Origin of the sequence: Marivita sp. (assembly GCF_017643905.1) — a bacterium.
In the GTDB taxonomy this organism is placed as follows: domain Bacteria; phylum Pseudomonadota; class Alphaproteobacteria; order Rhodobacterales; family Rhodobacteraceae; genus Marivita.
In genome coordinates this window covers 41,265-49,188 of record NZ_JAEPMO010000009.1, presented here as the reverse complement: position 1 = coordinate 49,188, position 7,924 = coordinate 41,265, and the positions used below count along the sequence as shown (strand labels likewise).

The following is a 7,924-nucleotide window of genomic DNA, read 5'->3' as shown; positions in this document are numbered from 1 at the left end:
GCCTTTGACACGGCCGAAGATCGCGCCATCGACGCGGGCGTCGTCAGCATATGCCTTTTCAAGGCGATCCCATGCTTCTTCACGACGCGCCATTTCGCGGGAGATGACCGCTTCACCGCGCGCGTTTTCTGCAGAGCGCAGAAACACCTCGACTTCGTCGCCGACAGCCAGGTCGGGCGCTTCGCCGGGGTTTGCAAATTCCTTGAGATCAACGCGGCCTTCCATTTTGTAGCCGACGTCGATGATGGCCTGGCCCGCTTCGATTGCGATGACCTTGCCTTTGACAACGGACCCTTCGTCCGGTGTGTCCATTTCGAGGCTTTCATTCAAAAGCGCTTCGAATTCTTCCATAGATGCGTTCATAGCCATGTGGCGTCTGTTTCCTTTACACGTATCATTTTTCTGGCCGAGCGGTTGTCTCCGCCGGTCTGGGGTGGTGTCCGCACTTGCGGCGAACGGGATTGGTCAAGGCGTCCGCAAAACAAAGAGGGCCGGTGTGTGCCGACCCCTGCTCGATCTTCGTCTGCGGCATTGTTTGCCTTCTAGCGACGCGCGGGCCATAGCAGAGCGTGTGATACAGCGCAAGACCGGAGCGCATTTGCCGCCCAGGATTGACACGGTTGAACGCTTCTTTGTGGACTCAGTCTGCTTTGCGGTCACCCACAATCGAGATGGCCGCAGCGATGGCCGCATCCACATCCAATTCAGACGTGTCGATGGTTTCCGCATCCTCGGCCGGTTTCAGCGGCGCGTCGGCGCGGTTCATGTCGCGGTCGTCACGGGTTTTGACATCGGCCAGAACGGTCTCGAAATCGGTCTCGAACCCGCGTTCGGCCAGTTCGGCCAAGCGGCGCTGCGCCCGCACTTCGGCACTGGCGGTGACAAAGAGTTTGACCTCGGCCTGAGGGCAAATGACCGTACCGATGTCGCGCCCATCCAGAACCGCTCCACCAGAGCGGCGCGCAAAGGCGCGCTGAAAATCAAGAAGGGCTGCACGGACCTCGGGGATGACGGCAACCTTGGAGGCGGCTTGCGCCACATCAGCGGTGCGCAGATCGGGGTTTTCAAGATCCCCCGCCACAAGGCTTTGCGCGGCTGCAATCGGGTCTTCGCCCAGCAACATCCGCGCACCGACAGCACGATAAAGCAGCCCGGTGTCCAGATGTGCCAAGCCGAAATGCGCCGCAACGGCCCTGCTGATCGTGCCTTTGCCGGCAGCAGCAGGGCCATCAATGGCAACTGTAAACGGGGCCATCATGCCGGTTTCCGGAAGGTCAGGTAATGGGGCATCCGACCCTCGCGCAGTGCTTTCATCTCATACCGGGTCGAATACCAATCATCCCACGGGTGCCGCCAGTCGCTTGGCCCTTCGGCCAGCCAGTCGAACCCGGCTTTGGGCACTTCGATCAGGGTCTGACGCACGTAATCGGGAATATCTGTGGCGACACGGAACTCTGCGCCGGGTTTGAGAACCTGAAAAAGTGGCTCCAAATGCTCTTGCGTGACAAAGCGGCGGCGGTGGTGGCGTTTCTTGGGCCAAGGGTCGGGGTAGAGCAGAAACGCCTTCTCGACAGAACCGGCGGGCAAAACGTCAAAAAGGTTGCGCGCATCGCCGGGATGAACCCGCAGATTGGTTACACCTGCATCGCGGATCTTGCCCAACAGCATCGCAACGCCATTGATGAACGGCTCGCACCCGATGATGCCCACATCCGGATAGGTCTGCGCCTGATGCACAAGGTGTTCACCCCCGCCAAACCCAATCTCGACCCAGAGCGGCTTGTCCCCGAAGATCGCGGTCAGATCGAGCGGCTCTCGCTCCGGGTTTTCCTCCCAAGACACGGCACCGGGGCTGAGCGCGTCAAGGTCATGTTCGAGGTAATCCTTCTGGTTCGGTCGCAGGGTCTTGCCCCTGAACCGGCCATAAAAGTTGCGCCAGGGCGCGCCTGAGGGATGTTTGGTGTCAGTCATGGCGCGCGGTTTAGCGATTGCGTCGGCCACTCGCAACGGAGGTCTGCGAATTTGTCGGGGCTACGGGTCGATCAGGATTGATCCCAGCACGTCGAGCGTGTCGCCCGCATGGCGCACGATCAGGACTTCGCCGGATCGGGTGGTCTGGCCGGTGAGGGCCCGAATGTTGACCTGATGGGTGACGATGAACGGACGGTCCGAGCGATCCGCCAGATGGGTCAGCGCCTCGGCTGTCTGGCTGTCGCGAGTCGAGAAATCCTGAAAGAAGGAATTGAAGGCTGGCACCTCTTCCACCGGGCCAAGGTTCAGAAGCTCTGCCGTGTCGCGGCAGCGGCACCATTGGCTGCTTAGCACGATGTCAAAGCGATGGCCGCGATCCCGGAACGCCTGACCGATGCGGGTGGCCTGATCCCTGCCCTGCTGGCTTAGGTTCCGTTGGGTGCTGCAATCGCCAACGGTCAGATTGGCGGGATCACCGGTGCCGGGGGCCAGCGCGTGGCGCATGATGGCAAATGCACCGGGGGTGTCGAGCGCCTCCCAATCATTGGCAAGTGCTGCACCCGGCAGCATCAGGATCAGAAAAAGAAGATGTTTCAGCATGCCCTGCCCCTGTTGGTGAACTCACCTCGGGACATAGGCCTTGGTCGCGAAAGGGAAATCGGGCCGGGCTATGGCACCCGGCCCGAATGCCTTAGACAGACGCCTTGAGAGCATCCACCAGATCGGTGCGTTCCCAGCTGAACCCACCATCCGCTTCGGGTGCGCGGCCAAAGTGGCCATAAGCCGCCGTGCGTTCATAGATCGGCTTGTTCAGTTGAAGGTGTGTGCGGATGCCGCGTGGGGTGAGGTCCATCACCTTGGGGATCGCCGCTTCGATGGCGGCGGCATCGACATCGCCTGTGCCATGGGTGTCAGCATAGATCGACAGCGGTTTGGACACACCGATGGCATAGGACAACTGGATCGTGCAGCGGTCGGCCATGCCTGCCGCCACGACGTTTTTCGCCAAATAGCGCGCTGCATAGGCGGCCGAGCGGTCCACCTTGGTCGGATCTTTGCCGGAGAACGCACCGCCACCATGCGGGGCCGCACCGCCATAGGTGTCAACAATGATCTTGCGGCCCGTGAGACCGGCGTCGCCATCAGGACCGCCAATTACGAACGTGCCGGTCGGATTGACCCACCATTCGGTGGCGTCGGTGATCCAGCCATCGGGCAGGACTTCGCGGATATAGGGTTCGACAATCGCACGGATGTCGGCAGAGCTTTGGCTTTCGTCGGCGTGCTGTGTCGACAGAACGATCGAGGTCACGCCCACCGGCTTGCCGTTTTCGTAGCGGACAGAGATTTGCGATTTCGCATCGGGGCGCAGCAGCGGTTCCTGACCCGATTTGCGCACCTCTGCCAGACGACGCAGGATGGCGTGGCTGAACTGGATCGGCGCGGGCATGAGCGCGTCTGTTTCATTCGTGGCGTAGCCGAACATGATGCCCTGATCGCCTGCACCTTCGTCCTTGTTGTCGCTGGCATTCACGCCCTGCGCGATATGAGCGGATTGCTGGTGCAGCAGATTGGTGATCTCACAGGTGGCGTGGTGGAACTTGTCCTGCTCGTAGCCGATGTCCTTGATACAGGTACGGGCGATGTCCGGGACCCGGTCCATATAGGTGGCAAGACGGTTCTGGTCCGACAGCCCCACCTCTCCACCGATCACGACCCGGTTGGTCGTGGCAAAGGTTTCGCAGGCGACCCGCGCTTCGGGTTCTTCGGAAAGAAAGGCGTCGAGGATCGCGTCCGAGATACGGTCGCAGACCTTATCCGGGTGGCCCTCGGACACGGATTCCGAGGTGAAGATATAATTCTGTCGGGACATAAGTGCTCCATTAGGGTCTGCCGTCACGTCAGGAAGCCGTTGTGACGGGAATGATGGTTTGGGTTACGCGCCCAGCGCGTCGCGGTCAATGGAGTTGCGGCGTTTCCGTATGAGCAAAGTCGCAAATGCCACGATCAGCGCCGCAAAGGCGAACCAATCACCCGTGCGACTGTAGAGCGTCGGCGCGCGTTTGGACGGCAGCGGCACATCCAGGAACCCCGCCCGACCAAGCGGGATCGCGCCAACAGTCCGGCCCGCCGGGTCGATCATTGCCGAAATGCCGGTATTGGCGACGCGGATCATCGGCAGGCCCTGTTCGATGGCACGCAGACGGGCTTGCGCAAGGTGCTGTTGTGGACCGGCATTGATGCCGAACCAGGCATCGTTGGTGATCTGGAGCAGCATGTCCGGACGCGTGGGCGCGCCATTTACATCCTGCGGGAAAACCGCCTCGTAACAGATCAGCGGCAATGCTCTGCCCACGGTGCCAAGGTCAATGAGCGCAGGACCGGGGCCTGAGGAATATCCCGCTTCGGCACGTGCGGCGAGGCCAAGAATGTTGAACCGCGCAAAGAACGATGCGGCAGGCATGTATTCCCCAAAAGGCACGAGGTGGTGCTTGTCGTAGAGATCACCCACCTGCCCAGCGGCATCGAGCGTGATCAGCGAATTGTAGTAGCGCCCTTCTTGTTCACGCTGGATGCCAAGAACCACTGGCGTGCCAGCCGCGGCGTCCGCAATCACTTCGAGCGCCGGCCCCGCATTGTCGAGCAGGTTGGGCACCGCAGTTTCCGGCCAGACAATCAGATCCGGCTTGGGCAGCTGCGCGGTGAAATCGACCTGACGGTTGAAGAAAACGGGGATGAAGTCGCGGTCCCATTTCTGGTGCTGCGGCGCGTTTGGCTGGATGAGGCGCACGATGGGGCGACCGGTCAGGTCTTGCACCGGCGGGGCCATGGCCGAGCCGCCACCCCACATACCGACGATCCCGGCCAAAGCGATCAATCCGAATTTGACGGTTCGCGCCTTGGTCACCCCTGCTGCCAGTGCTGCGAGCAAAAGGGTCAGCAGCGTAAGCCCATGCGGTCCAATGAGGGAATGCCATTGGGCCACGGGGGTCGGTGCCCAGACATATCCCACCAATCCCCACGGAAAGCCCGTGAGGATATAGGCGCGCGCAAGTTCAATCCCCGCCCAGCAGAGCGCGATTCCGACCGGACCGGGGTGCATGCGGCGACCTGCCCAGAATGCAACGGCCCAGAGCAGCGCCAGTCCGGCTGCCAGTCCAACCAGCGCAAAGGGCGCCATCCAGCCTGTTGTGGCGGCGTCCACCTGAAACGGCTCAAGAATCCAGTGCATCGACACGGCGAAGTATCCGGTCCCGAAGAACCAGCCTGTCCAACCCGTGGATCTGGCACTGGTGTCCAACCGCACCAGACGCAGGACACCGACAAGGGCAACAAGCGCCAGCGCCCAAAGGTCGAACGGGGCCTGCCCCAGCGCAAAGATCGCGCCAAGACAGAATGCGCCAAGACGGCGGGCCACCAGCATTGGATCAGGCTGAGCGCGCGGCGGCTGTTGCAGCCTCGGCAAGTTCGCGGGCGCGGGCGGCATCGCCGGCAGCCGTCGCCTTGAGGCGCACGCGCATACGCTTGATGCGTCGCGGGTCGGCGTCGATCACCTCGAACTCTGGCCCTTCGGGATGGGGCACGACTTCGCCGCGTGCTGGTACGTGACCGGCCAGCATGAAGACCAGACCGCCCAAGGTGTCGATTTCCTCACCATCAATGTCGTCATGATCGGTGAGGTTGAGACCGATTTCCGCCTCGAATTCCTCAAGCGGGGTGCGGGCGAAAGCGAGATAGACGCCCGGCTTTTCGCGTGAGAAATTCGTACCTTCGTCGAGGTCGTGTTCGTCCTCGATTTCCCCGATTACCTGTTCGATCAGGTCTTCGATGGTCACCAATCCGTCGACACCGCCATATTCGTCGATCACCAGCGCCATGTGCCGCCGTTCCGTCTGCATCTTGGCCAGCAACACGCCAATGGGCATGGATGGCGGCACAAAGAGCAAGGGGCGGAGCATCTGTTTCAGGTCGAAATCGGCACTCTTGCCGTTAAAGCCATGTTTGAGAGCCAGATCCTTGAGATGCGCCATGCCAATCGGCGTGTCGAGCGTCCCGGTATAGACCGGCAAACGCGTCAGGCCGCTTTCGCGGAAGACGTTTACAAGCTCGGCTTTGGTGATGGTATCCGGCACGGACACGATATCGGCACGCGGCACGGACACATCGTCCACACGCATGCGCCGCAGGTTCATCATGCCATCAATCGGAGACAATGACCGAGTGACTAATTGCGGTGCCGTTGTATCCTCCGCCTGTGCGGTTCCGCCGAACCAGCTGCGCAGACGGGATAGCAGCCCACGTCCCGGTTGAGTATCTGTCGTCTCGTGCGCGCGATGCGCTGCGTTAGACGAGTCGTCGTTGTCGCCCATTTTTTCCTGTTCCGGTGGTGGCCAATTGGCCCGTACTAGCCCTTATATGGGTCCGCAATACCCATTTTGCCAAGTATCTTCGTCTCCAACCCTTCCATCAGCGTGGCATCGCGGTCACGAACATGATCATAGCCCAGAAGATGTAACACTCCGTGAACAATCAAATGGGTGACGTGATGGCTCATGTCTTTGCCCGCAGTCTCGGCCTCGCGCAGGCAGGTGTCATAGGCGATGGCGATGTCACCAAGGCTTTCGCCCATCATCGGATCGGGGGATGGAAGGGGGTGGGGTGTCGCCCCGTCTTCGTCCGCCGCGAGATCATAGCTGGGCCAGCTGAGCACATTGGTCGGCGTCGGTTTGTCGCGGAATTCAGCGTTCAGTTCGGCAATTCGCGCATCATCGCAGGCGAGGATCGCGATTTCGTAGCCTTCGACGGGAACATCCAGATATTCCAGCGTGTTGGCCGCAGCAAGTTCGGCCAGCGCGTCAAGCCCCGCCTCTTCCCAGCGGGGGTCTTCGATCACGATGTCGGTCAGAGTTGTCAATGCTTAATCATCGGGGGCTCTGCCCCCGAACCCCCGGAGTTTATTCGGCAAGATGAAGATCAGGGCGTTTCCGTGTCTTTTTCGTAGGCTTCGATGATCGCCGCGACAAGCGGGTGGCGCACCACGTCCTTCGATGTGAAGTAGTTGAAACTGATCTTCGGGATCGTCTTGAGCAAGCGTTCCGCATCCGCAAGCCCCGAGGCGACACCGCGCGGCAGGTCGATCTGGGTGCGGTCGCCGGTGATCACCATGCGCGATCCTTCGCCGAGGCGGGTCAGGAACATCTTCATCTGCATGGAGGTTGCGTTCTGCGCTTCGTCGAGAACGACAAAGGCATTGGACAGCGTGCGGCCGCGCATGAAGGCCAAAGGCGCGATTTCGATCACCTTTTCCTCGATCATCTTGGCCAGCTGCTTGCCCGGCAGAAAATCGTTCAGCGCGTCGTAAAGTGGCTGCATGTAGGGATCGACCTTGTCTTTCATGTCGCCCGGCAGATAACCCAGCTTTTCACCCGCCTCGACCGCGGGGCGGCTGAGGATGATCTTGTCGACCTGACCGGTGATGAACATGTTCACGCCGACGGCAACCGCAAGATAGGTCTTGCCGGTGCCAGCCGGGCCAATGCCAAAGGCCAGTTCGTGTTCGAAGAGCGACCGGACATAGGCCTTTTGCGCGTCGGTGCGCGGCTCCACCAGTTTCTTGCGGGTCTTGATTTCGACCGGGCCGCCTTCGAACATTTCGATCTGCGCGTCTGGGCCGACATCGTCCGGGGCCATGCGGAATTCGCGGTCGATGTCGCCTGGTGACACGCTGCGCCCCTGCTCAAGCCGCTGATAGAGTGCCATCAGCACACCGCGCGCTTCAGACTGCGCCTCGGGTTCGCCGTGGATGGCCAACAGATTCCCACGGCGGAGAATCTGAACCCCAAGGCGGGTCTCGATTTCGGTGAGGTTGCGGTCGTATTCGCCGCAAAGGTCGATGAGTAAACGGTTATCTGGGAATTCTACAAGCGCTTCTGACAAGGTGTCTGTGGTCACG

The 7,924-nt window shown here is 61.0% G+C and carries 9 protein-coding genes and 1 riboswitch; all 9 genes read right to left on the bottom strand.

The annotated features are described in order from the left end of the window. The coding region (locus JJ869_RS02625; protein ID WP_292264420.1) for a S1 RNA-binding domain-containing protein at positions 1-369 on the bottom strand (369 nt) is incomplete at its 3' end. Between the two features lie 271 nt (positions 370-640). Beyond that, complete coding sequence (gene cmk, locus JJ869_RS02620; RefSeq protein WP_292264422.1) at positions 641-1,255, bottom strand: (d)CMP kinase; 615 nt, start codon at positions 1,253-1,255, stop codon at positions 641-643. Then, on the bottom strand, positions 1,255-1,971 hold the full coding sequence (locus tag JJ869_RS02615; protein WP_292264419.1) for a tRNA (guanine(46)-N(7))-methyltransferase TrmB: 717 nt from the start codon (positions 1,969-1,971) through the stop codon (positions 1,255-1,257). Before JJ869_RS02615 ends, cmk begins: the two co-directional genes overlap by 1 nt. A gap of 60 nt (positions 1,972-2,031) precedes the next feature. Next, entirely contained in the window at positions 2,032-2,571 is a 540-nt protein-coding gene (locus JJ869_RS02610; protein ID WP_292264418.1) for a histidine phosphatase family protein, read from the bottom strand. Positions 2,572-2,662: 91 nt separating this feature from the next. After that, a complete protein-coding gene (gene metK / locus JJ869_RS02605) occupies positions 2,663-3,844 on the bottom strand; it encodes a methionine adenosyltransferase (protein WP_292264417.1) in 1,182 nt (393 codons plus the stop codon). 3 nt (positions 3,845-3,847) lie between these two features. Then, positions 3,848-3,895, bottom strand: a riboswitch (SAM-SAH riboswitch). Between the two features lie 12 nt (positions 3,896-3,907). Continuing rightward, positions 3,908-5,395, bottom strand: a complete 1,488-nt coding sequence (lnt, locus tag JJ869_RS02600) for an apolipoprotein N-acyltransferase (protein WP_292264416.1) — start codon at positions 5,393-5,395, stop codon at positions 3,908-3,910. A 4-nt stretch (positions 5,396-5,399) separates the two neighbouring features. Beyond that, complete coding sequence (locus tag JJ869_RS02595) at positions 5,400-6,341, bottom strand: hemolysin family protein (protein ID WP_292264415.1); 942 nt, start codon at positions 6,339-6,341, stop codon at positions 5,400-5,402. Between the two features lie 35 nt (positions 6,342-6,376). After that, a complete protein-coding gene (gene ybeY, locus JJ869_RS02590) occupies positions 6,377-6,886 on the bottom strand; it encodes an rRNA maturation RNase YbeY (RefSeq protein WP_292264414.1) in 510 nt (169 codons plus the stop codon). Positions 6,887-6,945: 59 nt separating this feature from the next. Continuing rightward, a complete protein-coding gene (locus JJ869_RS02585; RefSeq protein WP_292264413.1) occupies positions 6,946-7,923 on the bottom strand; it encodes a PhoH family protein in 978 nt (325 codons plus the stop codon). Position 7,924 lies beyond the last annotated feature (1 nt).